Raw genomic sequence first — 25,648 nt, 5'->3', positions numbered from 1 at the left:
AATCCCTTCTCCAACCAGGGCGTGAGGTACCGGGGTTCGCGCGACGACCGGGCGCTGAACGCGGGCGTGGAGCCGGATCGACGGAGTCGGAATCGCTCCCTGAGCCCTCGCGCCGGGTCCGCCCGGCACCCGCTCGCGGCACTGGGGCCGGGCGGTGCGGGGCGGACCCGGTGGCGGCCGGCGCGGGCTACTCGACGACGAGCTGGACGTCGATGTTTCCGCGCGTGGCCTTCGAGTACGGGCAGTACGCGTGGGTGGCCTCGACCAACTGCCGCGCCACCTCGCCCGTCAGGGAGTCCGGCAGCTCCACCCGCATCACGACGGCGAGGCCGAAGCCCGAATCGTCCTTGCCGATGGAGACCTCGGCGGTCACCGAGGCGTCCTTGGCGTCGACCTTCATCTCCCGGGCGACGGCTGCCATGGCGCTCGCGAAGCAGGCGGCGTACCCCGCGGCGAACAGCTGCTCGGGGTTCGTGCCCTTCCCGTCGCCGCCCAGCGCCGGGGGCATCGCGAGCGGGAGGTCGATCTGACCGTCCGAGCTCACGGCACGGCCTTCGCGACCGTTGGCGGTGGCGGCGGCGGTGTACAACGCGTCCATGGGTGACCTCCTCGATGGCGGGCGGCGACCGGTTCGGCCGCCCCACGGGGATAAGAGTTGCACACAACTAAATTGTGCACAACTTAGTTGTGTGTGGGCGGTACGCTGTTCCCATGACCACCGTCCCGGGCGTCCCGCCCGAACCACCCGCGCTCCGTGAAGAGGAACTGCTGCGTCTCGACCACCAGGTCTGCTTCTCGCTGCACGCCGCGTCGCGCGCGTTCGGCGGCTTCTACCGGCAGGCGCTGAAGGATCTCGGACTCACCTACTCGCAGTACCTGGTCATGCTGGTGCTGTGGGAGGACGGCCCTCAGCCGGTCAAGGTCATCGGAGAACGCCTCCATCTGGATTCCGGGACCTTGTCCCCCCTGCTGAAGCGGCTGGAGACGGCCGGACTGGCCCGGCGCGAACGCAGCCGCGAGGACGAGCGCTCCGTCGTGATCCATCTGACGGAGGAGGGCGCGGACCTGCGCGAGCGCGCCCTGCCCGTCCCGCGTGCCCTGTTCGCCGCGACGGGCCTGTCCATGGAGGAAGTCCTGGCCCTTCAGGACACGCTCGGCCGCCTCACCGCCGCGCTGGACGCCGGCCGCTGACGCCGGCCCACCGGCCTCCCGCCGCGGTGGCCGCTCCGGGGCCACCACTCGCCGGAGACCATGCCCGCGGGCACCTGTCAGCCGCGTTCGTCGAGCCGTATCCCCAGCGTCCAGGCCGCGATGCTCGACGGCGCCCACGCCTCGTGCTGCTTGCCGCCCGCCGAGACTCCGGCCACCGTGCCGTTCTCGGCCACGGGGGCGAGCTGCCACAGAAGAGAGCCCGGATCACGCTGACGCACCTCCGCGCCGATCCCGGTCAGCGCGTGCCCCGTGTCCCCCAGGGCCGTCGAGACGCGGGGAGCGGGCGTCTCGCCCGAGCTCTCCGCGAACCGTATGTGCCGGTCCACGCTGACGTCGCGCCCGTCGATCCTGAACGCCGACTTCAGGCAGACGGCATAGGCGTCGACCGTGCAGGGGTGGCTGTGCAGGTGGTCCTTGGCCCGCGCCGTCCACGCCTCACCGGCCCGGGGGAACGAGGCGGTCGCCAGGCTGCCGGGGCCGGGCGACGCCGTTCCGTCGTGCCAGTTGGCGCGGATTCCCCCGCCGATGAGCGTGAATCCTTCCGGGGCCGCCGCGGACACCGCCGGATGCGGGGCCTGCTCGCTGCGCACCCGGTGAACGAGGAGAAGCTCCTCGGCCAGTCTCCTCCTGCTGACTCCCTCGATCTTCAGGCCGATCGCGTAACCCGTCACCCGGTGCGGCTGGGGCACCGCGTGGTCCTTCGACGCGACCACCCACGCCCTGCCGTCGTCGGACGGGAACGAAGCCGTCAGAAGCGCCCCGTACGGCTCGACCTCACCGACCGCGCCGCCGCCGATCACCACCATGTCGTCGTCCACTCCGACGCGCAGGTCCATGCAGTGGGAGCGGCTGACGCCGGCCCGACGCCGGAAGACGGCGGTCGTGATCCTTCCGGACCGGTCGCGGCAACGCAGCAGCTCTTCGCCGACGTCGGCGCGCGCACCGGGCGGCCCGTCCTTGCGCGCGTCGCCCTCCCACGCCGGTGCTGCGGTCAGGGACTCCATCAGGTCCCACACGGCCTCCGGCCGACTCTGACGGCCGGTCCACTTCAGCGGCTGCGGGCGGACGGCCACCAGGTCGTCCAGCAGGCCCGCCCCCGACGCCGAACCGGATCCCGCGCCCCTCGGTATGCGCCAGGCGGCGTCGTCCGGACCGCACCACGCCACGACGTCGACGGGCTGTTCGGGCAGCAGGGGGCGAAGAGCCTCCGGGACTCCGTCGAGCGCGGCGCGAGGATGCCTGCCCGGCCCGTGGCCCGCCCGTCCCCACAGCAGGACGCCCTCGGCGCGGAAGAGGACGTCGAGGCGGCTGCCTCCCCTCCTCAGGGAGAAGACCGGCCCGGCGGCGCCGCGTCGGGCAGCGCCCCGCCGCGGCAGACCGATCGTGTAGACCGCCCCGTGGGGCGCTCGGTGGCCGTCCAGGAGGGCGCTGACCGCCGCCAGGACTCGGCAGCGGTCCAACAGGGCGGCGGGGGTGGGGAGCGCGAAGACGGGCGCGTTCGTGAGCATGCCCCTCATCGAACCACGCGCCACTGACATCGGCCGGGGCCGCCGCCGACCTGCGGTTCGTTCGCCCGACGACGCGGGGCGGTCGGCCCGGCGAGCCTCACGGATGCGGGGCGGCTGCCCCCGTTCCGCTCGCCTCCGTTCCGCCCCCCGCCGGCCCGCCGCCCCCGGGCCGGCGTCCCCAGGCGGTGATGAGCCCAGGGGACAGAGCGGCGCAGTCGGCCGCGTCCAGGTAGCGGATGCCCGCGTCGATCGCCGCGTCGTCGACCAGCCCCGTGGCGAGCATCGCCGCCCGGGACCGGTTCCAGGTGTCCGCCCAGAAGCGGCTGATGGCGCTGCCGGGCTCCAGCGGCGGGACGTGGACCTCGGCCGCGACCGAGGTGAGACCGGCGGTGCGCAGGAGGTCGGGATACTCCGCCACCCACGAGACGTCGGTGCCGATACTGGTCCTCAGGCCCTGCCACATCGCGCGCATCACCGTCGTGAACGGCGTGACGGGCGCGCTGTGCGAGGTCAGGTCGGCCGCGTCGCCGAGCACCAGCACACCGCCCGGCCGCAGCAGCGCGGCGAGCCGTCCCACGAGCCGCTCGCGTTCCGGCAGGTGCATCAGGACGAAGCGCGCGTGCACCAGGTCGAAGGAGCCGGGACGGAAGTCGTCCGCCGTGATGTCGGCCCGGAGTGCGGACAGCCCCGGCATCGCACGCGCCTCGACGAACCGTACGTCCCGGTCGACCGCCAGGACGCTCGCCACCCCGAGCTCCCCGATCAGGCGCCGCGCCACCGTGCCCGTCCCGGCGCCCACCTCCAGGCAGTGCGTGCCCGGTCCCGCACCGAGCCGTTCCAGCCGCGCCATCGTCACGTCGTCGTAGGCGAGGGCTCCGAGGTCGATGCGCTCGTCCTCGCCGCGCGCCCCGGGCGGGAAGACCCGGGCGCCGTAGCGGCCGGGCTCCTGTCCGGGGCCCACCGGTTCCGCCGCCGGAGTTGTCGGGGAGACTCGTTCGTCAGGGTCCACGGTCCACCACCGCCGATCTCGTCGTCCCCATTGTCGCGCCGCCCCGCGCGTCCCGCCGCCCGGGACCGGCGGTCTCCCGGCAGGAGCACGGGAGCGGCGGCGGGCCGGGCCGTCGCACCCCGCACGGCCCGGCCCACCGTCCTTTCCGTCCCGCACCGCTCAGTCCCGCACCGCCGGACGTCCTCCGGGAAGCAGGAACCAGGCGCAGACCAGCCCGACGGCGAAGACGCCCGCCGCGACGCCGAATCCGTAGACCATGGCCTCCGCGGTGTCCTGGGCCCGCAGCGCCGGGCCCACCGCGTGCTCGTGGGCCAGGATGACCGCCCCGACCACCGCGACCCCCAGCGTGCCGCCGAGCTGGCGGACGCTCTGCACGATGCCCGACGCCTGCGTGCGGTCCGCGGCCGGGACGCGGTTGAGCGCGTCCGTGTTGACCGGGGAGAAGATCAGACCCAGTCCGAGCCCGACCAGGGCCATGCCCGGAACCTTGGACAGGTAGGCGATGTCCGGCAGCCAGGCCGCCCAGACGATCGTGCCGACGGTCGCGAGCGCGAGGCCGGTGAGCAGCGGTGGCCGCACGCCCGAGCGGTCGTACCAGCGGCCGGCGATCTGCGCCCCCGCCATCAGGGGCAGGATGAGCGCCAGCGACGCGAGCCCCGCGTGGACGGGGCTGTAGCGCAGGAGGTTCTGGGCGTAGAGCGAGGCGAACAGCACGATCGGCAGGAGCCCGAACTGGGTCGCCAGCAGGACCACGATGTTCCCGACGAAGGCCCGGTGCCGCAGCAGCCGCACCTGCACCAGCGGGTCCGGCGCGCGGAGCTGACTGACGACGAAGACCGCGGTCAGCAGCAGACCGGCGGCGAGGGTCAGCAGTGTGTACGGCGAGGTCCACGTCCACGCGGCGGACTGCTGAAGCGCGTAGACGGTCGTGGAGATTCCCGAGACGAGCAGCACCACGTGCCACGGCCGTACGGTCAGCGAGGGCTGGGCCGGGTCGGCCGGACGAGCGTGCCGCACCAGGAGCAGGGCGGCCACGCCCACCGGAACGTTGATCCAGAAGATCGCCCGCCAGGTGGCCCACTCGGTCAGCGTGCCGCCGAGGAGGGGCCCGAGGGCCAGGGACACCTGGCTGATGCCCACGTACGCGCCCATGGCCCGCCCCCGTACGGAGGGCGGGAACGCGGCCATCACGATGGCGGCGCTCACCGGCATCATCAGCGCGGCTCCCGCTCCCTGGAGCGCGCGAGCCGCGATGAGCCAGCTCTCCCCGAGCGCTCCGGAGGGTGCGAATCCGCACAGGGCCGAGGCCGTGAGGAAGACCAGGACACCGATGCGGAAGGTGGTGACCGGTCCGAGCTTCGCGCCCAGTCGGCCGCCGAGCGCCACGGCCGCGGCCATCGCGAGGACGTAGGCGTTGACGACCCACTGCTGGCCGCCGGAGGAGAGCGGGAGGTCCCGGGCCATGGTGGGCAGCGCCACGGTGACGATGGTCTGGTCGAGCATGATCATCGACAGCCCGGCGGTCATCGCGATCAGCGTCGTCCACCCGGAGCGTGAGGCGCGGGCGTCGGCGGGGGCCGCTGCGGTGAGGTCGCTCATGACGCGGAACCGGTGGGCCGGGCGCCCTCGGCGACGCGGTCGGTGTGTTTGACGCCGTACACGACCAGCAGTACGGGGACGGCCCAGTTGAGCAGGATGTTGCTGGAGAACCCGCCGCCCGACGCCGAGAGCGCGCCCGCGATCAGATGGCAGAGGGCCATCACGGAGATGATTCCGGCCCACATCAGCGAGAGCCGCCGGTTCAGGCTCCGGAAGACGGGGCTCTCCCAGTACCTGCGGTCGATCCCGGCACGGGCGTACTGCTCGGTGAACGGCACGGTGAGGACGGAGACGAGCATGACCGCCGCGAGGACGAGCGCCGCGCCGCCGCGCGCGTAGTCCACCAGCAGCTCGCGCACGTGGTGGCCCGCGGCGAAGCCGGCCACCGCGAGGACGCCGAACGTCACGACGCCCGCGGCGTCGACGACCTTCAGCCCGTCCGCCCGCAGACCGCGCACGGCCAGCACCAGGGAGCCGAGGCAGGCGGCCAGGGCCGCGTACCCCACGGCGTCCGCCCCCAGACGTTCGGCGATCATCGAGAACAGGACCCAGGGCACCAGGCCGAGCAGCAGATTGGTGGATCTCATCGAGGTCTCCGGCGTTGTCGTCTTGAGGAACACCACCAGCATCCGAAGCTTCCCGCGCGCACACATCCGTCGCATGACAGAGGGTTTCGTGACAGTGCCCCGTGCGCGGAGCGTCACAGGCCGGCAGCCCGCCGGCCCACCGATCAGCGGCGACGGGGAGGAGGAGCGCTCGGCGGTACGCGCTCGTCCTCAGTCGTCCTGGCTGCCCTGGGCTCGGCGGGCGGCGACGGCGGCGAGTTCGACGCGACTGGTCAGCCCGAGTTTCGCCAGTGCGTGGGAGACATGGGTCTGCACGGTGCGGGGCGAGACGTGAAGGGTGCGGGCGATGTCGGGCCCGGAGAGCCCGGAGGCGATCAGTTCGGCGATCCGCGCCTCCGTGGGCGTCAGGGCGGCCCAGCCGGTGGTCGGCCGCCGCCGCGCGGACGCCCCGCCCAGCCGCACGCCCACCGCGCGCAACCGCCCGGTCACCCGGCCCGCCACACCCGAGGCGCCGCTCTCCTCCGCCCGCTGGAGCGCCTGCCGCGCGCACTCGCGGGCGTGGTCCTTGTCGCCGCGCGACGCGGCGGCCACCGCGGCCTCCTCCCACGCGGCCGTCTCCGTCAGGGCCTCGCCTGCCAGACGGGCCGCTTCGGCGGCTTCCAGGGCCTGCCCCACGATCCGGTCGCCGGGCCCGGTGAGGGCCTGGGCCAAGAGCACCGCCGGAGCGAGCGCCGGGCTGAGCGGGCGCGGAAGCCGTGCCAGGTCCCGAGCGATCACGGCCCGCAGCTCGTCGTCGGCGGCGCGCAGTGCCACTCTGCTCCACTCCGGCGCGACGGTGGCCAGCCACAGGAAGCAGTTCCGCCCGGCCGCGTCCGCCCACAGGACGCGGGCCAGCCGCGCGGCCTCCGCGTACTTCCGACGCGCCTCCAGCAGCGCCACCCGTGCGCGGGCCGGCTGCGGAATGCCGAACTGGAGCGGGCCGTCCCCGGACTCCCACGCGCGTAGCCGTACGTCGGCGGCGTCCAGGTCGCCCCGCAGGACGTCGATCAGTGCGCGCGCGCCGACGGACATCGACGTCCAGGCCAGCTCCCCGGACTCCGCGAGTTCGAGACCGGTGTCGAAGGAGACGGCCGCGTCGTCCAGCCGTCCCGCACTCATGTCGATCGACGCGCTCAGCAGCTGGTGGGGCGCGGCCTGCCAGTGGGCCGCCCGGTCGTCGCGCAGCCGCCGTACGTCGAACATCGCCTCCTGCGCCGCCCGGGGCCCGCCGAGGAAGAGTTCGACGAAGGGCGGCCAGATGTCGCTCGACACACCTTCGTACGGGTCCACGCCGGCCGACATGTGGCGGCGCGAGGCCTCCCACGCGAGTTCGGCGCCCGCGTGCGGCGAACCCGTGAGGCACAGCCGGACCGCCTCGGTGACCAGCCCCGTCAGCGTCAGCTCCAGCGGATCGGGAACGGGCGGTCGCAGCGCCAGGGGTTCCAGGCCGCCGAGTTGGACGAGCTGTCGGCGGTGCTCGACGAGGATGTCCCGCACATGCGGCGGCACGGCCCCGGCCAGAGCCTCGTCGACCAGGGTCAGTGCCGCCGCCGTCTCGCCCCGGACGGTGAGCGCGAAGATCAGCACACGGCGCAGTTCGACCGTGCGGACCGGGTCCGCGGTCATCGCCAGGGCGGTGCGCGCCGCTGTCTCCGCCCGGCGCATCTGCCCCGAACGGGCCAGGGCCCGCGACCTCCTGGCCGCCAGCTCGACGGCCGCCGCGGAGGAGCCGGACTCCGGGGCGGACCGGGCCAGGAGGTCCGCCTCGACGGCAGGCGCGTGGGCCAGGTCGTCCGCCGCGTCCTCGACGGCGCTCAGGACGGCCTCGGGCGGCGCGCCGGAGGCGATCACATGGTGGACGCGCTCCGCCGAGGGCGCTCCGTGGCGTGCCGCCGCCGCGTGCAGGACACGGCGCAGCGGGTCGGGCGTGGCGCGGTCGACGGCGTCGCGGTAGCCGTCGTGTGTGAAGGCGATCCGTCCCTCGGGATCGAAGCCCACGACCCCGCGGTCGATGAGCTCCTGGACGGGTTCGACGATCGCGACGGCCTCCCGCCCGGCGACGGCGGCGAGTTCGTCGGGTCCGACGGGCCGGCCCAGGACGGCCAGGGCGCGGGCCACCTCGCGGACGGGTCCCTCCAGACGCCCGGGCACGGCTCCCATGGCGTGGTCGCCTTCGAGAGGCCCGGCCGGGCCGGTTTCGCGGCCCGGCAGCAGTTCGACCCGGTCCCCGTCGCCGAGCGCCCCGAGGCGCGCCAGGTCGTCGATCAGCGTGGTGACGCGCAGCGCGTTGTCCCGGTGCGGGAGCAGCGCCGAGCGGAGGCGCGGGCCGGGCCAGCGGCCGGTGCGCTCGCGTACCAGGGCGTCGAGGTCGATCTCGTCCATCGGCGGCAGCACGAACTCGGCCACTCCCGGAGTGCGCAGCAGCCGCGTCAGGTGCTCGCGCTCGGGATCCGGGCATCGGGCGATGAACAGGACGAGCGGCAGGTCCCGGGCGGCCGACGCCATCATGTGCAGTACCGAGAGGGACGCCGCGTCGGCCTCATGGGCGTCGTCGACCGTGAGCAGGGTCGGCGACGCCGCGCACAACTCGTCGAGACGCGCCAGCAACCGGTCCTCCGCGTCGGCCGGGACCGGACGCCCGAGATCGATGCCCAGCACCCGGCTCACCACCGCGTACGGCCCTCGATCGGCGAGCTCCCCGACCGCGGCACGCCGGACCAGGACCCCCGGCCCCGGCGAGGCGTCGCGCAGCACGCGGCTCTTGCCGGTGCCCACGCCGCCGGTCACGACCAGCACCGACGGCCCCGCCCTTCCGGCCGCGGTGAGGGCCCCGGCGGCGGCCTCGGTGAGGGCCGCGTCCAGGTCACGGCGGTTGCGCGGTGGCGAATGGTTCACGCGGACCACCCTAAGCGGCCGGACGCCGGCAGCCCCGGGGCGTCCGGCAGGGCGCCCGCCGGTGGGCCGCACACCGGGCTGACCACCGAGCCCGTACGGGAACGGCGGGCCGGGCGGAGGTGGTCGCTACGGGGACCGGGCCCGGCCGGGTGTGCCGTCTGCCGTGCGGACGCCGGAGCGGAGCGCGATGATGAATGCGGCGATGATGATTGCGGCGTTCCGAGCCGGTGCGGCGGGCGGACACGCCCCGGCACCGCACCCGCACCCGCTGCGCGGCACGGGCGTGTGCGCCGCGGCGCTGAGGCTGATCGCGGCCTTCGACGTCCTGGACGAGCCGCACCGCGTCCTGGTGCGGTGACGGTCGTCGGAGCGAAACACGTCGGGGGAGGAGTCACGGAACACGACGGAGGAGGAGATCGGTGAGTGAGAACCGCATTCCCACCCTGGACCTGCGCCGCTGGCGGGAGGGGGACACCGAGACGCGCAGGGCGCTCGCCCGCACCGTCGACAGCGCCTTGCAGGCAGCGGGGTTCCTCCTGGTCACCGGGCACGGAGTGGACCCGGTACTGCGGGCGGCCGTCCGGACGGCCGCGCGAGCGTTCTTCGTCCTCCCTGTCGAGGTGAAGCAGACCTACGCCGTGAAGGTCGGCGGGCGTGGGTGGCTCGGTCCCGGAGCCGAGGCGAACGGATACGCGGAAGGCACCGAGACCCCGCCCGACCTGAAGGAGTCGCTGACCTTCGCCACGGACGAGCCCTTCACGGACCCCGTCGTCAACGCCGAGTGGTACTCGCCCAACGTGTGGCCGGCCGAGACGCCGGAGCTTCGGGCTCCGTGCGAGCGGTACCTGGCCGTGATGAAGGCCCTGGAGCATGAGTTGCTGTCCCTGCTGGGACACGCCCTCGGACTCCGGCCCGACTTCTTCTCCCGGCACATGGAGCATCCGACCTATGGGTTCAACATCAACTGGTACCCGGGGACGGAGGTCGTCGGCGAGCCCGCGCCCGGCCAGTTCCGGATCGGTCCGCACACCGACTTCGGCACGCTCACGCTCCTCGACCGGCAGGCGGGCAAGGGCGGGCTGCAGGTGTACACCGACGAGGGAGGGTGGCAGGACGCGCCGTACGACCCGGACGCCTTCACCGTCAACGTCGGTGATCTGCTGGCCCGTTGGACCGGGGACCGCTGGCGGTCGGGTCGGCACCGGGTCCTGCCGCCGCCCGTGGACGCACCGTCGGAGGAACTGATGTCGCTCGTGTACTTCGGTGAGTGCACCCCGGGAACGCAGGTGGAGTCCCTGCCCCCGCCGGTGGGGCGCGTGGCGTATCCGCCCATCGACTCCCACCTGTACCTGCGCGAGAAACTGAACTCGATCACCGTCGAGTGATCCGGAGACGACTCCACCGCCGCCGGGCGCACGTCTGACTTCGCCACGCCCAGGTCCGTTCGGGCCCGACTGCCGACTGCCGACTGCCGACTGCCGACTGCCGACTGCCGACTTCCGCGACAGCCGTCGACCTCCGCGACCGTCACCCTTGATAGGCAAGTCGCTGCTTGCCTATGGTCGTCGTCATGGCGGAGGATGTCTTCAAGGCGCTGGCCGACCCCACACGCCGGCGCATCCTGGACGAACTGACCGAACGGGACGGCCAGACCCTGTTCGAGATCTGCGCCCGGCTGGTGACCGAGCACTCGGTGGGGCTGTCGCGCCAGGCGATCAGCCAGCACCTGGCCGTCCTGGAATCGGCCGGACTGATCCGTTCGCGCCGCCAGGGCCGCTACAAGTTCCACGACCTGAACACCGAACCCCTTGAGCGCATCGTGACCCGGTGGCTCAGGCCCGACGCACCGGAGAGCAACCATGAGGATCCACCTGTCTAGCGTCTTCGTCGACGACCAGGACAAGGCCCTGCGCTTCTACACCGACGTGCTGGGATTCGTGAAGAAGACCGAGGTGCCGCTCGGCGCGGACCGGTGGCTGACCGTGGTCTCGCCGGAGGATCCCGACGGCACCGAACTGCTGCTGGAGCCGGACGGCCATCCGGCGGTGAAGCCGTACAAGACGGCCCTGGTCCAGGACGGCATCCCGGCCACCTCGTTCGCCGTCGACGACGTGCCGGCGGAGTTCGAGCGGCTGAGCGGGCTCGGGGTGCGGTTCACGCAGGAACCGCTGCGGATGGGGCCGGTCACCACCGCCGTCCTGGACGACACCTGCGGCAATCTCATCCAGATCGTCCACAGCGCGTAGAGCGCCGCGCGTGGAACGGGCGGTGCGTGGAACCGGCACGCGCGCCGAGGCCGTCGAGGAGACCGCTCACCGCTCCTGTTCCGGCAGCGCCTCCCGGAGCCCCCGAAGGAATGCGGGGCACGCCAGGATGTCGCCGTGACGGCAGGTCAGAGCATGCGCCAGGCGTGCACGAGCCTGTTCCATCTCCCTGATCCGGTCCTCGATCTCCCGGGACTTGGAAGCGATGGACCGCCGCACGGCGTCCGGCTCGCCATCAAGGACCGCGACCAGCTCGTTCAACGAGAAGCCGGTGGCCCGCGCGTTGAGGATGAGCGCGATCCGGTCGAGTACGTCCGGCGTGTAGGCCCGGCGCAGACCGTTGCGGGCGGCCGGGGCCAGCAGCCCCAGACGCTCGTAGTAGCGCAGTGCGGACGGTGACGTGCCCGTCCGCCGGGCCACCTCGCCGATGTCCAGCAGCGGCGGGCGGGCGGACGCGTCGTGGCTGCCCGGTGTCGTCAACAGAGCCTCCGGCTGCCGGCCTTGACTTGAAGCGGGGTTCAAGTGACAGCGTACGGAATCCCGGCGGCGACGAGCGCCGCGGGTAGACACCCCAGTCCGCCTGGAGGCCCCATGCCGTCGCACGCCGCATCCGGAATCCGCACGGTCGCGATCGCCGCGATCGCCGCCGTCCGCCGCCCCGTACGCACCGACGACCCCTTCGCCGACGTCCAGGCGGCCACCCGCCTCCACCGCCGCCGCCACCGCTGCGGCGCCTTCGCCTACGGCGACGGATCGCTGCCGGCCACGGTGGCCGCCGCGACAGGGGCCCGACGCATCGTCGAGGTCGGCACCGCGCTGGGGTACACCGCGCTGTCCATGGCCGCGACCGTGCCCGGCGCACGGGTGGACACGATCGAGGCGGACGACCAGCACGTACGACTCGCACGGGCGACGATCGCCGGGCACGGGCCGGCCTCCCGCGTCACGGTGATGCCCGGCAGAGCCGAGGAGGTCCTGCCGACCCTGGCGGAGGCGGAGTACGACCTGGCCTTCTTCGACGGGTTCGCCCCCACCCTGTCCGTCGTCCGCGGACTGCACCGGCTGCTGCGCCCCGGCGGCAGCCTGATCGTCGGCAACCTCATCCTGGGGCCGGAACGGGCAGCCGCCGACCACCTCGGCTCGGCCCGCCTGTGGCAGACTCACGTCTTCGGCGAGACGGCCCTGTGCGTCAAGCGCGCGGCACCGGAGGGCGAGGCGGCGTGAACCCCGTTCGGGTTAAATGACCGGGTAAAAGGCAAGGGTAAGGACTGTTAGGGTCCGCGGTGGAGGTAGCACCATGGCATCCGAGGAAGAGCTGTTCGCGTCGGTCGACGCCCTGTTGGAGGAGGAGCCGCAGCTCCCGCCTCCCGCTGAGCGTGCCCGGCTTCGGGAGGCCGCGGGCATCACCCAGGCCCGCCTCGCCGTCGCCCTGAAGACGTCGACCCAGACGGTGAAGAACTACGAGAACGGCCGCAGCGAGCCCAAGTCGCCACGCCTGGAGGCCTACCAGCGGTTGCTGAACGGCTGGGCGGCGAAGCATCCCGTGTCGTCGGCTCCCGTGGTCGCCCCCGCCCTCCCAGGCGTGCCGCAGCCGGCTCCGGCCGCCCTCGACGGTCCGCCCGCCGCTGCGGAAGCCGCCCTGCCCGACGCGCCCGCGGCCGTACGGCAGCCGCCCGCCCCGGTCGCCCGCCCCGCATCACACCGCCCCGTGCGCAGGACGCCCGCCGAGCCCGCCGGCGACCCGCGCTTTCCGCACGGCCCGCTCGCCGTGCTGGACGGCGACGGGTCCGCTTACGGCGTGAACGGGATCGTGCTGGAGTGTCCGGCGACCACCGTGCCCGAACTGGTCGCCTGGACACTGCGCGAGTCCGGACTCGGCGCGGCGAAGCTGCACCGCAACGGCAAGGACGCCGATCCGCTGGTCGCGCTCACGGCGTCCGCCGCCGTGAAGCTCGGCCTCCCCGAGCGGCTGGAGGGCCACGAACAGCGCCGCTCCCTGCGCCTGCCCGGGGACCACCCCGTCGTCAAGCAGATCGCGCGGGCGAAGTGGCAGCTCACCCAGCGCGGATTCGGACCATGGGCGCGGATCTACCGCAAGGCGTCCGGGAACCAACGCCAGTGCGTGCAGCTCGCCCTGCTGTCCTGGGACGCGCTCGACGACCGGTCCTGGCCCGGCGTGGCGGAGATGGAGCCGGCCGAGGTCGCCCGCGTCCTGGGCGTGTACGCCCAGCGCGTGATCACGCCGCGCGGCAGCACGGCCGTCTCCGGGCTGGAGCTCATGACGGCGTTGCGGCCCCCGACCCGGGCCGTGCAGGACCGCGCGACCGGCAACTGGGTCTCCGGCCACAACCCCGGATCGCTCGGTACGGAACCCATGGACCCGGCCCCGCCGGAGGCCACCGCCGAGCACCCGGTGGTCGTCGACTCCGGCTGGACCGGCGGCTTCCTGGACGAAGAGGCCTACCAGTGGGTGCGTTCGGTCGACCTCCTCACCGACGAGGAATGCCTCCTGCCCCACGCCGTCGGCCTGGACCTGAACACGGCCTTCCTCGCCGCCGCCGCCCGGCTCACGGTCGGCCTCTCCGCCCCCGACCACTTCCACGCACCGGCGTTCAACCCGAAGATCCCCGGCTCCTGGCTGGTGGACCTCTCGCACGTCGAGCTGGATCCACGGCTCCCGTCGCCGTTCACACCGTCCGGCGCCCGCCCGACCGGTCCGGCCTGGTACCAGACGCACACCGTCGCCTACGCCCAGGAGCTCGGCCACAACGTCCGGCCCCTGGAGGGGTTCCTGCGCCGCGAGAGCGGCGCGTATCTGGACCCGTGGCACGACCGGCTCCGCAACGCCTACGTCGACACCCTCGCCGATCTGGGCGTCACCAGGGAACTCGACGACGCCGCGTTCCTGGCCGCGATGGAACGGCACAAGCAGGCCGATCCGGCGCTCGCGGCCGTCCTCGCGGCCGTCAAGGCCACGGTGAAGGGCGGCATCGGCAAGCTGCGCGAGCGCCCGCAGGGCAGGCACTACAAGGAGGGCGACCGGTGGCCGGCCCTGGAGCGCCCGACCTGGCGCCCCGACATCAGGGCCGCGGTCATCAGCAAGGCGCGTGTGAACATGCACCGCAAGCTGCTGAACATGTCGCGGATGACCGGCCTGTTCCCTCTCGCCGTACTGTCCGACTGCGTCGTCTACCCGAGCCCGGGACCCGGCCCCCTGGACTTCCTGCCCTACGCGGCCTCCGGCAAGCCCCAGCCCGGCGGCTTCCGCCTCGGCCCCACTCCGGGCCTGGCCAAGCTGGAGGGCGTCCAGGAGATGGCCTGGGCGGTCGACCTCATGGAGCGCGGCTTCAACCCGGCCCGCCACATCAAGGGCGGCGACGCCGTCCTGGACGAAGGGGAGTGACCGGTGGGCGAGATCGAGGACGCCATCGAACGGGCCGACCGGGAGGCGTTCACCCGCCGGCCGCCCGCGACCCTCAAGGGCAGGATCGGCTACCTGCTCAGGCAGTTGGGCAGCGCCAGGGCCGTGGCGGCGGAGTTGGGCATCACCGCCGACTCCGTCAACCGCTACCGGCGCGGAGCCCGGCGCAACCCGCCGCACGACATCGCCGCGAGGATCGACGAGGCCGTCCGGTCCCGCTGGCAGCCGCAGGTCCGCAAGCGCCGCCGGAGGCAGGCAGCCGCCACCGGGATCACGGTGGAGACCCGGGCCCGGTTCGGCTACACGGCCGCCCCGGGAACGACCGACGACGGCCGCTTCCGCCGTCTCACCGTCCGCCTGCCCCCGGCGTACGCGCAGCGCCTGTTCGACGCCCGCGAGGCCGGGGCGCAGGACGGGCAGCTGCGCGACATCATCGCCGAAGGGTTCAAGGACGTGTACTTCCAGGACGGCGGCTCCCGGGCCATGGGCATCTCCGACGTCTCCATCAACGACATCGACTACCTCGACCTGGACTACTGACCTTGCGGCGCGCGCTTCGCAACCCGTTCTCCTCCGGCTCGTCCGCGAGCCCCCAAGCCGCCCTGTACGCCCTGTGCGTCAGCTTCTTCATGATCTGCCTGGACGCCACGATCGTGAACGTGGCCGTCCCCGACATCCGGGCGTCCCTCGGCGCGTCCCTCAACGACGCCGTGTGGATCAACAGCGCCTACGCCCTGTGTTACGCGGTGCCTCTGATCCTGGCCGGGCGGCTCGGCGACCGCTACGGCCCCAGGCGGGTCTTCCTCACCGGGCTCGTGGGGTTCACGCTGGCCTCGCTCGCCTGCGCCCTCGCCCCGGACGCCCCCGTCCTGATCGCCGCCCGCGCCGTCCAGGGGCTGAGCGCCGCGCTGATCGCCCCGCAGACGATGTCGTTGATCGTGCACCTCTATCCCGTGGGACAGCGGGGCAGGGCGCTCGGGGTGTGGGGTGCGGTCGGCGGGGCGGCGATGGCGGCCGGGCCGGTACTCGGAGGGCTGCTCGTCGCCTGGGCCGGCTGGCGCGGCATCTTCCTGGTCAACCTGCCGATCGGGGCGGCCGGCTGGTTCGCGGCGGCCCGCCTGCTGCCCGACTGGCGGCCGGCCCGCGACCACCGACTGGACCTGTGGGGCGTCGCCCTCAGCGGCCTGGGACTGACCGCGCTGGTCTTCGGCGTGCAGAGCGGCGAGGCGTACCACTGGGGCACGGTGGCGGGGCCCGTCACCATCACCTGGATCCTGGTCCTCGGAGTCCTCAGCCTCGTGGCCTTCGTGGTCTGGCAGCATCGCAATCCCCGCGAACCCCTGCTGCCGCCGCGGCTGTTCCGTCACCGGGACTTCTCCGCGGCGGCCACGGCGGGCGGCGCCATGGGAGCCGCCATGGGCGGGCTGTTCCTCCCCTTGATGACCTACCTCCAGACCACGCTCGGCCACAGCCCGCTGACGGCGGGGGCCGTGACCGTGCCGATGTTCGTCCTGTCCTCGATGTGCGCCCGTCTGGCCGGCCGACGCTCCGACACCGTCGGACCGCGTCTGCCGGCCGCCCTCGGATTCGCCCTGCTCATCCTCGGCATCGCCTCGCTGGCCCTGCTGCTGAACCCGGACACCGGGCTCTGGCGGTTGATGCCGTCCCTGCTGGTGTCCGGCGTCGGCATCGGTCTGGTCTCCGCACCTCTGGCCGGCATCGCCACCCGGACCCTGGAACCCTCGCTCGTCGGCGCGGCCTCCGGGGTCTTCAACACCACCCGCCAGCTCGGCGGCGCCCTCGGCAGCGCGGCCACCGGCGTCCTCCTCCAGGCGCACATCGGAGGCGACGCCACCACCGCCACCCAGGCTTCCCTGGCCTTCCCGGTCGCCATGCTCGTGGTGGGGCTCGCCTGCTGTGCCGTCGTACGCCCGACCTCCAGGGCGGGCGGCGGGCGGGAGTAGGCGACTCCCGCGCCCCGCCCCGCCCGTCCTCTGTCAGGCGTCACCCCGTCACCTGCCACCCGTTACGCGGCGGACGGCGGATGCGGCAGCCGGTCCCGTACGTGCGGCGGAGTCAGCTCGCACTCCGCGGCCACCAGATCGAGGAAGGCCGAGGTGACGGAGTCGGGGGAGCCATGGGCGTACGCCGAGAGAGTTCTGCGGACCGGCGGGTCAGGCCGGAACAGCCGACCGCCGAAATCGCGGGAGATGTTGTTCGCCGGGATCAGGGCGATCCCCATACCGGCGTCGGCGAAATTGGCCGCGAAGGAAGCCTGTTGGGTGCGCAGAGCGACCCGGGGCCGGAATCCCGCTCCGGCGCACGCCTGGTCGAGGATGTCGGCGAGTCCGCTCGGCGGTGTGAAATGGACCCAGTCCCTCTCGGCGAGTTCCGCGAGAGGGACGGACGGGCCGGTGGCGCTCGCCGCCAGCGGATCGTCGGCCGACGCGACGAGCAGGAACTCCTCGACTCCCAGGGGGCGGACGGCGCCCCGCCAGTCCGGCGGCTCCGGGCCGATCGCCACGTCCGCCTTCCCGGCCTCCATCGCCGCGGCGAGGTCGTCCATGCGCTCGTACTCGAAGAGGGTGATCCGCAGGTCCGGGTGGTGGGAGCGCCAGACCGCCAGCACCCGGGGCAGGACGCCGAAGCTGACCGAGTAGAGCGTGGCGAGCTGCAGTTCGCCGGAAGCGACGCCCGTGGCCCGGCGGGCGGCCGTCGTCGCCCGCCGGACCTCCGCGAGCGCGGCCCGCGCCGACGGCAGCATGGCCCGCCCGGCGGCGGTCAGCCGCACGCCGCGGGGCAGCCGCTCCACCAGCCTGCCGCCCAGCTCCTTCTCCAGGGCCTGGAACTGGTGCGAGAGACCGGGCTGCGTGACGTTCAGAGCGGCGGCGGCGCGCGTGAACGACCCTTCGTCGACGATCGTGACGAAGTACTCCAGTTGACGCAGCGTAGCCATGCGCTCAGTTTATCGAAACGCCAAGATTCTTTCCTTGGACGCATGGGGCCGGGGTGAGGCAGTCTCTGAAGCACGCCGAACGCAACACATCGGCACCCCTTCCGCCTCCTTCCAGAAGCAGGTCATTTCCGTGTCCACGCCCCCCTTTCCGCCCCTGACCGTGGGCAACGTGGCTCTCTCGTTCCACCGCGCAGCCGCGGCGGTCGTCCGCCGGGTGCTGGAGGGGTCGGGTCACGAGGTCGACCAGGTGGAGGCTCCGCACGAGCGGTTGTTCGCCCTTCAGGCCGCCGGAGAGATCGACGTGCTGGTCTCGGCCTGGCTGCCCGCCAGCCACGGCGACTACCTGGCCCGCTATCAGGAGGACGTGGAGGTCCTGGAGCCGCACTACACCCCGTACTGCGTCTGGGCCGTGCCGCCCTACGTGCCCGCGGGGGCGGTCTCGGAGGTCGCCGACCTGAAGCGGCCGGACGTGGCCGCCCGCATGACGCCGGCACTCGACGGGATCAACCCGGGAGCCGGAATCAGCCGCTTCTCCGCACGCATGATCACGGAGTACGGGCTGGACACCGCCGGCTACTCGTTCCGGCCCGGCACCGAGCGGTCGTTCATCCGGCGGGTGGAGCGCGGTATCGCCGAGCGGGAGTGGTTCGTCATCCCGATCTGGCGGCCCCAGTACCTCAACTCGGCCCACGGGCTTCGCCCTCTCGCCGAACCGCTGGGCCTCCTCGGCGGAACGGACAGTGCGAGCCCGATCGTCACCCGCGCCGCGCTCGCGACCATGGCCCCGGCGGCCCGGGAGCGACTGCGCGCGGTCGGCCTCGGCAACGACGGCGTGGAAGCCATCGACACACTGATCAACGTCGAAGGGCTCACGCCGCTGGAAGCCGCCGACCACTACCTCCGCGACACGGGTCGCGACAGTCGCTGACCACCGACGTCATCCACCCCACCCTCACCATCGTCCTCACCTTTACGCTCACCCCACCGCCATCATCAGGAGACCGGCATGTCCGCCACCGCCCACACCACCGACACCCCTCTCAACGCAGGGCTCGACCACATCGCTCTGCGCGCGTACGACATCGACGCCACGGTCCGCTTCTACACGGAGGCGCTGGGCTTCCGGTTCCTCAACGAGTGGGCGGCGCCGGAGGCGGGTGTGAACCGCTGCGTGTTCCTGGACGCCGGTGACGACCGGATCATCGAGATCTTCGACGCGGCGTCCACCCCGCCCGGCGGCGACTCCCGCCCACTGGACGCGGACACGGGCCGTCCGGGCGACGAGGAGCGGGCGCGGCACGCGGCACTGGTGCACTTCGCCGTGCGGACCGAGGACCCCGCGACGCTGTTCGACCGGGCCGTCGCGGCCGGAGCCCGGCCGCTGATGGCCCCGGCCCGGGTCGACGCCAAGGGCGCCGCACCGATGACGCTGACCGTCGCCTTCGTGTACGGGCCGGACGGAGAGGTCGTCGAGTTCATCAAGCGCCCCGCGCTGCGGACCGCCTAGCAGCCCCGGCGTGCCCGCCCCGACCGGGTGGCGGGCGTTGGCCGGCACGTCGACGCCAGGCTTTAACTGTGCCTTCCAGATGGTACAGTTTGGGCATGCGACCGAGTTCGAGGAATCTCATCCTGGATGCCGCCGTCCGTGTGACCGAGCGTGAGGGTATCACCGGCCTGACCCTGGAATCGGCGGCCGAGGAGGCCGGTGTGACCAAGGGCGGGCTCATGTACCACTTCCGTACGCGCGACGAACTCCTCATCGCGATCCATCGGCACCTGACCTCGGCGTGGGACGAGCAGTTGTCCGCCGAGCTCGGCAAGCCGCTCGCCGAGGCGTCGACCCGGGAGACCATCGCCGCGTACACGCGGGTCGGTGCGCGGGTCGGGACCAAGGCCGATCTCGCGTTCATGATCGAGTCGGTGAGCCACCCCGGTCTCGCGCAGGTGTGGAACGAGCTGATGAGCCGCTGGGCGCCCCTCCCGGAGTCGGTCGATCCGCGGGACGTGGACCTGCTCCTGGCCCGGATGGCCGTCGATGGACTCTGGCTCTACCAGGCCACGTACGGGGCGGTGCTCCCCGAAGACGTCAGGGCGGCTCTCACGGAGCGGCTGAGCACCCTGTGCGAAGAGGGCGACAGCCCCTGACGCGGCGAGGCGCCCGACCCCGGGAGTGAGGTCGGACGCCTCGTGCCGCCGGTCGCGGAACCGACTACGACGCGTCCACCAGGACCCGCCCGTCGGCCGGGGCGAGTGCGGCGAGGCCGAGGCCGTTGGCGTAGAAGGACTCGACGCGGGCCTGCTCGGTCGCGTTCGGGACCGCGTTCCGGCAGGCCGTGCCGGCGGTCGAGCCGGACATCAGCTGGGAGCACGGGCCGGGCTTGGTGTCCGGCAGGCCCAGGCTGTGGCCCAGCTCGTGCGCGGCGATCCGGGTCTTGTCGTGGCCCTGCGTCACCGCCTGGCTGCCGAGTTCCACCCGACCCTGGCCGCCCGGACGGACCGGGCCGAGCGTGGCCTGCGGCCAGCCGCTGGTGGCCACGATCTGGATCTCCGCGCGTGTGCCGGGCGCGGCCTCGACCAGCTTGACGTTGTCGACGTTCGCGTTCCACGAGGCGACTCCGGCCGCGATCGCCGCCTCCCAACCGCCGGCCCGGCTGTCGTCGTACCGGAGCGTCACGGCTGCCGCCGCACCCTCCGTCGCCGCCGGGTCCGGCGCGGGCGCGGCGTTCGCCGCCGTCGCCGCGGCCAGGGTGAACGCTGCGGCGACGCCGGCCGCTCTGAGCCAGATGGAATCCAGCATTGCTGTCCCTTCACTCATGGGGGCTCGGGTCCGTGCGGAACCGAGAGTGCGGGAGGACGGGGGTATGCGAACGGACCGAGGTGAGGGCCGGTCGCCGAGCCTCCCGGGGGGCCGTTGAACCTATGCCCCGCCCTGACAGATCGTCATGCCCCTGTCATTACTGATGGGCTGGAAAGGCACCCCGCCCGCCGACCGGCCGGGGCCCGTGCGCGGCATGCCGGGCGGCGGTGGCGGGGCGGCTCTGAGATGCTGCGGAAGTGACCTCAGCCGCGCACGATCCGGAGCCGGTGTCGGCCGAACCCTCCTCCGTGCCGGCCGTTCCCCTGCTCACGCAGGCATGGCTGGATCTGGCCTTTCTGCACTGGGCCGTCGACCCGGCCGACGTGGCGCCGCTGCTGCCACCGGGAACCGTGCCGGACGAGATCGACGGCGTCACGTACGTGGGACTGGTGGCGTTCCGGATGCACCGGACGGGCTGGTTCGGGTTGCCGGGCATCCCGTACCTGGGCACCTTCCCGGAGACCAACGTCCGGCTGTACTCGGTGGACTCCGAAGGAAGGCGCGGAGTGGTCTTCCGCTCCCTCGACGCCTCGCGGCTGATCGCGGTCGCCACGGCGCGGATCGTGTTCCGGCTGCCCTACGTATGGTCCCGGATGGACATCACGCGCTCGGGCGACACCCTCGCCTACACGAGCACGCGGCGCCGGCCGGGCCCCCGCGGGGCGAGGAGCAGGATCGTGATCCGCGTCGGCGAGCGGATCGGGGAACCGACCGGCCTGGAACACTTCCTGACCGCCCGTTGGGGCGTGCACGGCACGTTCTTCGGTCGTCCGGTCTTTCTGCCCAACGCCCATCCGAGCTGGCCGCTGCGCCGGGCGGAGCTCCTGGACTGCGACGAGGACCTCGTCGTGGCCGCGGGACTGCCGGCACCGGTCGGTGACCCCGTGAGCGTCCTCTACTCCGCCGGTGTCGCCGTGCGATTCGGGCGTCCGGTCACCCGGCACGGCGACGACGTGCCGCGACGCCGTCGAACCTGATCGAGCCCCTGCGTGGCGAGCGCGGGTCTCTCCGCCTTGCGACCTCATGACATCCGTCATGGGAAGCGGTGACAGACCGCACTGCCACGGGTTCGACGGCGAGGGGAGGGTAGGACGCATGGGCACCTTCACCGAAACCGCCGGTCCGCGGGGCATCCGTGAGAGGTTCGACGCCGTGCGGCGAGGGTTCCGCCGGGACTCGCGGCAGTGAGTACGGCGGAGCCGGGGACGAAGGAGTGGGAACTCTTGAGCGTGAACGACTGGGTGGAACGGCTCGGCGGCCCGGACGGCCCCGGCCGCTACCGCCGGTACGCACTCGGCAGCGTCGCCTACTTCGCGCTCTTCGAGGTCGGGCTGTGGGCCCTGTGGGTGGCGCAGACCGACTCGTCGGCCGCGACGCTGACCTCCGTGGCGGTGTCGGCCGTGCTTCACGCCCTGATCCAGGTGGTCCTGGGACGTGCCGCCCTGCGCCACTACCTCGGGGACGGACCGCTGCCCGCCCGGCTGATCGTCCTGTACACGACCGCGACCCTGGCCCTGGCCGCCCTGGGGTGCGTCCTGGTGGCCACGGGCCGCATCGGCGAGGACAGCCTGCCGCCGTATCTGTTCTGGCTGGTGATGCTCTACGCGGGGCCGCCCGCACTGGCCCTGTCGCGCGGCGGGGGAGCCGCGCTGGTCGCGGTCGTCTCGGTGTCCATCACGGCGGGCGGCGCGGCCGTCGGGCTCCGGGGGACCCAACTGGCGCTCGTGGTCGGCGCGGCCGTGTTCCTGGCTCCCGTCATGGCCGTGGCGTTCCGGGCCAGCGGCTGGAGCGTCCGGCTCGTCGAGGAACTGGCCGCGGCACGGCAGACGCAGACCCGGCTCGCCGTGGCCGAGGAGAGGCTGCGCTTCGGCCGCGACCTGCACGACGTGCTGGGCCGCAATCTCGCGGTCGTCGCGCTCAAGAGCGAACTCGCGGTGCAACTGGTGCGGCGTGGCAGGCCGGAGGCCGAGGAGCAGATGAGGGAGGTGCAGCGCATCGCGCAGGACTCGCAGCGGGAGATCCGGTCGGTGGTGCGCGGCTACCGCACCGCCGATCTGCACACCGAACTGGCCGGCGCCCGTTCGGTGCTGGAAGCGGCGGGCATCACCTGCCGCATCGAGGAGGGCCCCGCCGCCCGGCTGCCCTCCGACATCCAGGCCGCACTCGGCTGGGCGGTGCGCGAGGCGACGACGAACGTGCTCCGCCACGCCCAGGGAGCCTCACGCTGCAACGTGTCGCTGCGCACGGCCGGGCCGGGCGCGGTGCTGCTGGTGGTGGAGAACGACGGGGCGCCCGAGGCGGCGGAGGGGCCCGGCACCGGGCTGCCGGGCCTGAGGGAACGCCTGTCCGCGCTGAACGGCACGCTGGTCACCGAACGGCGGCCGGGCGGGGTCTTCCACCTGACCGTGCGCATTCCATGGGAGGCAGACGCATGATCAGGGTCCTGCTGGCGGACGACGAGCACCTGATCCGCGGTGCCCTCGCCTCGCTCCTCGGACTGGAGGACGACATCGACGTGGTCGCCCAGGCCGGAACGGGCGACGAGGCGCTGGCCATGGCCGTGGCGCACCGCCCCGACGTCGCCGTCCTCGACCTCCGGATGCCCGTCCTGGACGGTGTCGTGGTCGCGGAGCGGCTGCGCGACACCCTGCCCGGCTGCGCCTCGATGATCGTCACCAGCCACGCCGGTCCGGGGGCGCTGAAACGTGCCCTGAGCGTCGGGGTGCGCGGCTTCGTACCCAAGACGGTGTCCGCGCGGGAACTGGCGCGGATCATCCGCACCGTGCACACGGGCAGCCGCTACATCGACCAGGAACTCGCGGCCGACGCCATCGCCGCGGGCGAGTCGCCCCTGACGCCCCGCGAGGCGGAGCTTCTGGCGTACGCGGAGGACGGTGCGCCGGTCAGCGACATCGCGTCCCGCGCGTCGCTGTCCGCCGGGACCGTGCGCAACTACCTCTCGGCCGCCGCGGCGAAGCTCGGCGCCGAGAACCGCCATGTCGCCGCCCGCATCGCGCGCGAACGCGGATGGCTCTGAGAGCCCGCTTCCGCCCCTTCGCCCGGGAGGTGCCGCTCGAAGGTGGTGACCGTCAAGGACGGGGAGGGCCACGGGGTCTACCTCCTGAGCGGGAACGCGTGTGCGGACGCGCTGGAGAAGTCCTCTCTGATCACCGGGAAGCTCGCGGTGAAGGACACCGTCCGCGCACCGGTCGCGCCCCGCACCTCCGGGACCCACAAGCCCTGGCTGCCGCGCCCCTCGAACCGCTTCCGAGCCACCCCTCGACAGGCCCCGGGGGTCGCACGCCATGTGGCCCCCACATCGAACGCCCCCCGGGCATCGACCAGACTCGCCACATCAACCCGGTCCGTCCGGATCAGGGCCGATCCGGCCGCCGTCGTCGTCGAGGGCGGCGATCGCGCGCATCTCCTCGTCGCCGAGCCGGAAGTCGAAGACGTCGATGTTCTCCTCGATCCGTGACGGGTTCACGGACCGGGGGATCACCACATGGCCGAGCTGGAGGTGCCAGCGGATGACGACCTGGGCCGCCGTCTTCCCGTGCCGCCCGGCGATGCCCAGCAGCACGGGCTCGTCGAGCAGCGCGCCGCCCTGGGCCAGCGGGCTCCACGCGCCGGTCGCGATGGACCTGAGGGCGCACGACTCCCGCATGCGGCGCTGCTGGAAGTAGGGGTGGAGCTCGATCTGGTTGAGGGCCGGAACGACATCGGTACACGACAGCAGGCGTTCCAGGGTCGCGGCGGTGAAGTTGGAGACGCCGATCGCCCGTGCGCGTCCGTCGCGGTGGAGCTGTTCGAGCGCCCGGTAGGACTCGACGTACAGGTCCTGTTCCGGAACGGGCCAGTGGATCAGGTAGAGGTCGACATAGTCCGTGCCCAGGCGCTGGAGGGCGGCGTCGAAGGCCCGCAGTGCGGCGTCGTAGCCCTGGTCGGCGTTCCAGAGCTTGGTGGTGAGGAAGACGTCCTGCCGCGGGATCCCGGCATCCCGGATCGCGCGGCCGACCCCTGCCTCGTTGTCGTACACCCGGGCGGTGTCGAAGTGCCGGTAGCCGCAGGCCAGGGCGTGCGAGACGGCGGCGTACGCCTGGGCGTCGGTCAGCGGCCAGACGCCGAGGCCGAGCCGGGGGACGGACACCCCGTTGCCGAGGGTCAGTGTCCGCATGCGGCGATCCTTCCGGGTACGGGTACGGGGGCGTCGTCGAGCCGCCGGCTGTCAGGGGCCCGGCGGCGGGCCTGGCGCGGGCGGCCCGGCGACGAGGCCGATGGCTTCCACCGGGCACAGGGCCGCCGCGTCCTCGGCCGACTCGTCCGACGCCGGAGCGTCGGGCCGTGCCCGCGAGCGGTTGTCCCCGCCGGGTTCGAAGTGCCGGGGCGCGGTGGCGAGGCAGATGCCGGACCCGATGCACAGGGCCGGGTCGACGAAGACCCGGGCCGCGGCCTCCGGGCCTGCCGCACGAGCCGTACGGGGCTCGCCTTCACGGGGCACGACCGCCTCACCAGCTCACGGGCAGGCTGCGGGGTCCCCGCGTCTTCAGACCGGTCTTCCACTCGGTCGGCCCGGCGGCGCGCAGCCCCGGGAACCGGCGTACGAGCCCGGCCAGGGCTTCCTGGAGCTGGACGCGCGCGATCTGGGCGCCGACGCAGTGGTGGACGCCGTGGCCGAACCCGAGATGCGGATTGCGTTCGCGGGCCAGGTCGAGGAGATCGGGGGCGTCGAAGACGTTCTCGTCGTGGTTGGCCGACGAGTTGATCGCCATCACGGCCTCGCCCTCGGCGATCCGGACGCCGCCGATCCGGAGCTCCTCGGTGGCGACCCGCAGGTTGGCCTGCACGTTGGTCTGGGCGTAGCGCAGCAGTTCCTCGACGGCGCGGGGGATCGTCGCCGGTTCGCGGACCAGCTGTCCGTACCGCGCGGGGTCGTCCAGCAGCAGGTGCACCGAGCCGGCGAGCCGGTCGGCCGTGGTGCCGTAGCCCCCGGCTAGCAGCACGAGAGCGAAGGAGACCAGCTCGTCCTGGCTGAGCCGGTCGCCCTCGTCCCGTGCGGCGATCAAGGTGCTCAGCACGTCGTCGCCGCCTCGCCGGCGCTTGGCCGCGACGAGCCCGGTCAGGTAACCGGTCATCTCCCCGACGGCGGCCGTGACCTCCGCGTCCGGGGCGGCCGTCAGATTGCGCAGGGCGTCGCACCAGGCGTCGAGCCGATCGCCGTCCTCCCGGGGGACACCGAGCAGGTCGCAGATCACGGCCAGCGGGAGCGGCCGGGCGAGCAGCGGAACGAGATCGGCGGGCCGCTCGTGCGCGGCGAGCCGG

Annotated in this window: 27 protein-coding genes; 15 read left to right on the top strand and 12 right to left on the bottom strand. The window is 73.1% G+C overall.

The features are described 5' to 3' along the window. Positions 1-187 precede the first annotated feature (187 nt). Positions 188-598 (bottom strand): organic hydroperoxide resistance protein, encoded by a 411-nt coding sequence (locus EES43_RS00675; RefSeq protein WP_124266814.1) that lies wholly within the window; start codon positions 596-598, stop codon positions 188-190. Positions 599-711: 113 nt separating this feature from the next. On the opposite strand from EES43_RS00675, the gene EES43_RS00670 reads away from it, so the two are divergent. Next, a complete protein-coding gene (locus tag EES43_RS00670; protein WP_124266813.1) occupies positions 712-1,191 on the top strand; it encodes a MarR family winged helix-turn-helix transcriptional regulator in 480 nt (159 codons plus the stop codon). A 77-nt stretch (positions 1,192-1,268) separates the two neighbouring features. Here the strand turns inward: EES43_RS00670 and EES43_RS00665 are convergent, their stop codons facing one another. The 5 genes from EES43_RS00665 to EES43_RS00645 form a co-directional block, all read right to left on the bottom strand. Beyond that, positions 1,269-2,720 (bottom strand): hypothetical protein, encoded by a 1,452-nt coding sequence (locus EES43_RS00665; RefSeq protein WP_124266812.1) that lies wholly within the window; start codon positions 2,718-2,720, stop codon positions 1,269-1,271. Between the two features lie 97 nt (positions 2,721-2,817). Then, complete coding sequence (locus EES43_RS00660; RefSeq protein ID WP_241192594.1) at positions 2,818-3,681, bottom strand: class I SAM-dependent methyltransferase; 864 nt, start codon at positions 3,679-3,681, stop codon at positions 2,818-2,820. Positions 3,682-3,888: 207 nt separating this feature from the next. After that, a complete protein-coding gene (locus tag EES43_RS00655) occupies positions 3,889-5,328 on the bottom strand; it encodes an MFS transporter (RefSeq protein ID WP_124266811.1) in 1,440 nt (479 codons plus the stop codon). Continuing rightward, on the bottom strand, positions 5,325-5,915 hold the full coding sequence (locus EES43_RS00650) for a hypothetical protein (protein WP_124266810.1): 591 nt from the start codon (positions 5,913-5,915) through the stop codon (positions 5,325-5,327). The genes EES43_RS00655 and EES43_RS00650 overlap by 4 nt, the downstream gene beginning before the upstream one ends. Before the next feature lie 189 nt (positions 5,916-6,104). Continuing rightward, entirely contained in the window at positions 6,105-8,828 is a 2,724-nt protein-coding gene (locus EES43_RS00645; protein WP_124266809.1) for a helix-turn-helix transcriptional regulator, read from the bottom strand. A 202-nt stretch (positions 8,829-9,030) separates the two neighbouring features. Here EES43_RS00645 and EES43_RS30440 point away from each other — a divergent pair, with 202 nt between their 5' ends. The 4 genes from EES43_RS30440 to EES43_RS00630 all read left to right on the top strand — a co-directional run bounded on the left by EES43_RS30440 (position 9,031) and on the right by EES43_RS00630 (position 11,074). After that, positions 9,031-9,186, top strand: coding sequence for a hypothetical protein (locus tag EES43_RS30440; RefSeq protein WP_164493090.1), 156 nt, complete (start codon positions 9,031-9,033; stop codon positions 9,184-9,186). 61 nt (positions 9,187-9,247) lie between these two features. Beyond that, the gene (locus EES43_RS00640; RefSeq protein WP_124266808.1) at positions 9,248-10,213 is read left to right on the top strand and encodes an isopenicillin N synthase family dioxygenase; all 966 of its coding nucleotides are present in this window, start codon (positions 9,248-9,250) and stop codon (positions 10,211-10,213) included. A gap of 185 nt (positions 10,214-10,398) precedes the next feature. Further along, positions 10,399-10,707, top strand: coding sequence for an ArsR/SmtB family transcription factor (locus tag EES43_RS00635; RefSeq protein WP_124266807.1), 309 nt, complete (start codon positions 10,399-10,401; stop codon positions 10,705-10,707). After that, on the top strand, positions 10,688-11,074 hold the full coding sequence (locus EES43_RS00630; RefSeq protein WP_124266806.1) for a VOC family protein: 387 nt from the start codon (positions 10,688-10,690) through the stop codon (positions 11,072-11,074). The genes EES43_RS00635 and EES43_RS00630 overlap by 20 nt, the downstream gene beginning before the upstream one ends. A 66-nt stretch (positions 11,075-11,140) precedes the next feature. Here EES43_RS00630 and EES43_RS30435 read toward each other — a convergent pair whose 3' ends face one another. Continuing rightward, positions 11,141-11,572: a MerR family transcriptional regulator gene (locus EES43_RS30435; protein WP_164493089.1), complete on the bottom strand. Its 432-nt coding sequence runs from the start codon at positions 11,570-11,572 to the stop codon at positions 11,141-11,143. 111 nt (positions 11,573-11,683) lie between these two features. Here EES43_RS30435 and EES43_RS00620 point away from each other — a divergent pair, with 111 nt between their 5' ends. The 4 genes from EES43_RS00620 to EES43_RS00605 all read left to right on the top strand — a co-directional run bounded on the left by EES43_RS00620 (position 11,684) and on the right by EES43_RS00605 (position 16,477). Beyond that, positions 11,684-12,316, top strand: a complete 633-nt coding sequence (locus tag EES43_RS00620) for an O-methyltransferase (RefSeq protein WP_124266804.1) — start codon at positions 11,684-11,686, stop codon at positions 12,314-12,316. A 73-nt stretch (positions 12,317-12,389) separates the two neighbouring features. Continuing rightward, a complete protein-coding gene (locus EES43_RS00615) occupies positions 12,390-14,495 on the top strand; it encodes a telomere-associated protein Tap (RefSeq protein WP_124266803.1) in 2,106 nt (701 codons plus the stop codon). Positions 14,496-14,498: 3 nt separating this feature from the next. Next, positions 14,499-15,053, top strand: coding sequence for a telomere-protecting terminal protein Tpg (locus EES43_RS00610; protein ID WP_124266802.1), 555 nt, complete (start codon positions 14,499-14,501; stop codon positions 15,051-15,053). A 2-nt stretch (positions 15,054-15,055) separates the two neighbouring features. Then, entirely contained in the window at positions 15,056-16,477 is a 1,422-nt protein-coding gene (locus EES43_RS00605; protein ID WP_124266801.1) for a DHA2 family efflux MFS transporter permease subunit, read from the top strand. Positions 16,478-16,539: 62 nt separating this feature from the next. On the opposite strand, the gene EES43_RS00600 is transcribed toward EES43_RS00605, so the two are convergent. Continuing rightward, on the bottom strand, positions 16,540-17,469 hold the full coding sequence (locus EES43_RS00600; protein ID WP_124266800.1) for a LysR family transcriptional regulator: 930 nt from the start codon (positions 17,467-17,469) through the stop codon (positions 16,540-16,542). A gap of 130 nt (positions 17,470-17,599) precedes the next feature. Between EES43_RS00600 and EES43_RS00595 the strand changes: the two genes are divergently transcribed. From EES43_RS00595 to EES43_RS00585, 3 genes are all read left to right on the top strand, one after another. Beyond that, a complete protein-coding gene (locus tag EES43_RS00595) occupies positions 17,600-18,397 on the top strand; it encodes a glycine betaine ABC transporter substrate-binding protein (protein WP_277426048.1) in 798 nt (265 codons plus the stop codon). 78 nt (positions 18,398-18,475) lie between these two features. Continuing rightward, on the top strand, positions 18,476-18,976 hold the full coding sequence (locus EES43_RS00590; RefSeq protein WP_124266798.1) for a VOC family protein: 501 nt from the start codon (positions 18,476-18,478) through the stop codon (positions 18,974-18,976). 95 nt (positions 18,977-19,071) lie between these two features. After that, positions 19,072-19,614 (top strand): TetR/AcrR family transcriptional regulator, encoded by a 543-nt coding sequence (locus tag EES43_RS00585; protein WP_124266797.1) that lies wholly within the window; start codon positions 19,072-19,074, stop codon positions 19,612-19,614. A 64-nt stretch (positions 19,615-19,678) separates the two neighbouring features. On the opposite strand, the gene EES43_RS00580 is transcribed toward EES43_RS00585, so the two are convergent. Continuing rightward, positions 19,679-20,266, bottom strand: a complete 588-nt coding sequence (locus EES43_RS00580) for a snapalysin family zinc-dependent metalloprotease (RefSeq protein WP_124266796.1) — start codon at positions 20,264-20,266, stop codon at positions 19,679-19,681. A gap of 287 nt (positions 20,267-20,553) precedes the next feature. On the opposite strand from EES43_RS00580, the gene EES43_RS00575 reads away from it, so the two are divergent. The 3 genes from EES43_RS00575 to EES43_RS00565 all read left to right on the top strand — a co-directional run bounded on the left by EES43_RS00575 (position 20,554) and on the right by EES43_RS00565 (position 23,363). Beyond that, positions 20,554-21,303, top strand: coding sequence for a YqjF family protein (locus EES43_RS00575; protein WP_241192593.1), 750 nt, complete (start codon positions 20,554-20,556; stop codon positions 21,301-21,303). A gap of 252 nt (positions 21,304-21,555) precedes the next feature. Then, entirely contained in the window at positions 21,556-22,761 is a 1,206-nt protein-coding gene (locus EES43_RS00570) for a sensor histidine kinase (protein WP_346774348.1), read from the top strand. Next, positions 22,758-23,363 carry a response regulator transcription factor gene (locus EES43_RS00565; protein ID WP_124266793.1) on the top strand — a complete coding sequence of 202 codons (606 nt, stop codon included), beginning with the start codon at positions 22,758-22,760 and terminating at the stop codon, positions 23,361-23,363. The genes EES43_RS00570 and EES43_RS00565 overlap by 4 nt, the downstream gene beginning before the upstream one ends. 318 nt (positions 23,364-23,681) lie before the next feature. On the opposite strand, the gene EES43_RS00560 is transcribed toward EES43_RS00565, so the two are convergent. The 3 genes from EES43_RS00560 to EES43_RS00550 form a co-directional block, all read right to left on the bottom strand. After that, positions 23,682-24,503 carry an aldo/keto reductase gene (locus EES43_RS00560; RefSeq protein WP_124266792.1) on the bottom strand — a complete coding sequence of 274 codons (822 nt, stop codon included), beginning with the start codon at positions 24,501-24,503 and terminating at the stop codon, positions 23,682-23,684. 51 nt (positions 24,504-24,554) lie between these two features. Beyond that, positions 24,555-24,827 carry a ferredoxin gene (locus EES43_RS00555; protein ID WP_124266791.1) on the bottom strand — a complete coding sequence of 91 codons (273 nt, stop codon included), beginning with the start codon at positions 24,825-24,827 and terminating at the stop codon, positions 24,555-24,557. A 7-nt stretch (positions 24,828-24,834) separates the two neighbouring features. Then, the coding region (locus EES43_RS00550) for a cytochrome P450 (RefSeq protein ID WP_164493088.1) at positions 24,835-25,648 on the bottom strand (814 nt) is incomplete at its 5' end.

The sequence above is a fragment of the Streptomyces sp. ADI96-02 genome, from assembly GCF_003846185.1.
Classification (GTDB): Bacteria; Actinomycetota; Actinomycetes; order Streptomycetales; family Streptomycetaceae; genus Streptomyces.
Note: the sequence above shows the minus strand (reverse complement) of the source record. Positions and strands in the feature narration are given on the sequence as shown.

Excerpts from the sequence above, each read along its gene's own strand:
- EES43_RS00650 (WP_124266810.1), bottom strand. The coding sequence starts at position 5,915 with ATGAGATCCACCAATCTGCTGCTCGGCCTGGTGCCCTGGGTCCTGTTC.
- EES43_RS00600 (WP_124266800.1), bottom strand. The coding sequence starts at position 17,469 with ATGGCTACGCTGCGTCAACTGGAGTACTTCGTCACGATCGTCGACGAA.
- EES43_RS00585 (WP_124266797.1), top strand. The coding sequence starts at position 19,072 with ATGCGACCGAGTTCGAGGAATCTCATCCTGGATGCCGCCGTCCGTGTG.
- EES43_RS00675 (WP_124266814.1), bottom strand. The coding sequence starts at position 598 with ATGGACGCGTTGTACACCGCCGCCGCCACCGCCAACGGTCGCGAAGGC.
- EES43_RS00560 (WP_124266792.1), bottom strand. The coding sequence starts at position 24,503 with ATGCGGACACTGACCCTCGGCAACGGGGTGTCCGTCCCCCGGCTCGGC.
- EES43_RS00580 (WP_124266796.1), bottom strand. The coding sequence starts at position 20,266 with ATGCTGGATTCCATCTGGCTCAGAGCGGCCGGCGTCGCCGCAGCGTTC.
- EES43_RS00665 (WP_124266812.1), bottom strand. The coding sequence starts at position 2,720 with ATGCTCACGAACGCGCCCGTCTTCGCGCTCCCCACCCCCGCCGCCCTG.
- EES43_RS00565 (WP_124266793.1), top strand. The coding sequence starts at position 22,758 with ATGATCAGGGTCCTGCTGGCGGACGACGAGCACCTGATCCGCGGTGCC.
- EES43_RS00635 (WP_124266807.1), top strand. The coding sequence starts at position 10,399 with ATGGCGGAGGATGTCTTCAAGGCGCTGGCCGACCCCACACGCCGGCGC.
- EES43_RS00620 (WP_124266804.1), top strand. The coding sequence starts at position 11,684 with ATGCCGTCGCACGCCGCATCCGGAATCCGCACGGTCGCGATCGCCGCG.
- EES43_RS00630 (WP_124266806.1), top strand. The coding sequence starts at position 10,688 with ATGAGGATCCACCTGTCTAGCGTCTTCGTCGACGACCAGGACAAGGCC.
- EES43_RS00615 (WP_124266803.1), top strand. The coding sequence starts at position 12,390 with ATGGCATCCGAGGAAGAGCTGTTCGCGTCGGTCGACGCCCTGTTGGAG.
- EES43_RS00655 (WP_124266811.1), bottom strand. The coding sequence starts at position 5,328 with ATGAGCGACCTCACCGCAGCGGCCCCCGCCGACGCCCGCGCCTCACGC.
- EES43_RS30440 (WP_164493090.1), top strand. The coding sequence starts at position 9,031 with ATGATGATTGCGGCGTTCCGAGCCGGTGCGGCGGGCGGACACGCCCCG.
- EES43_RS00670 (WP_124266813.1), top strand. The coding sequence starts at position 712 with ATGACCACCGTCCCGGGCGTCCCGCCCGAACCACCCGCGCTCCGTGAA.
- EES43_RS00590 (WP_124266798.1), top strand. The coding sequence starts at position 18,476 with ATGTCCGCCACCGCCCACACCACCGACACCCCTCTCAACGCAGGGCTC.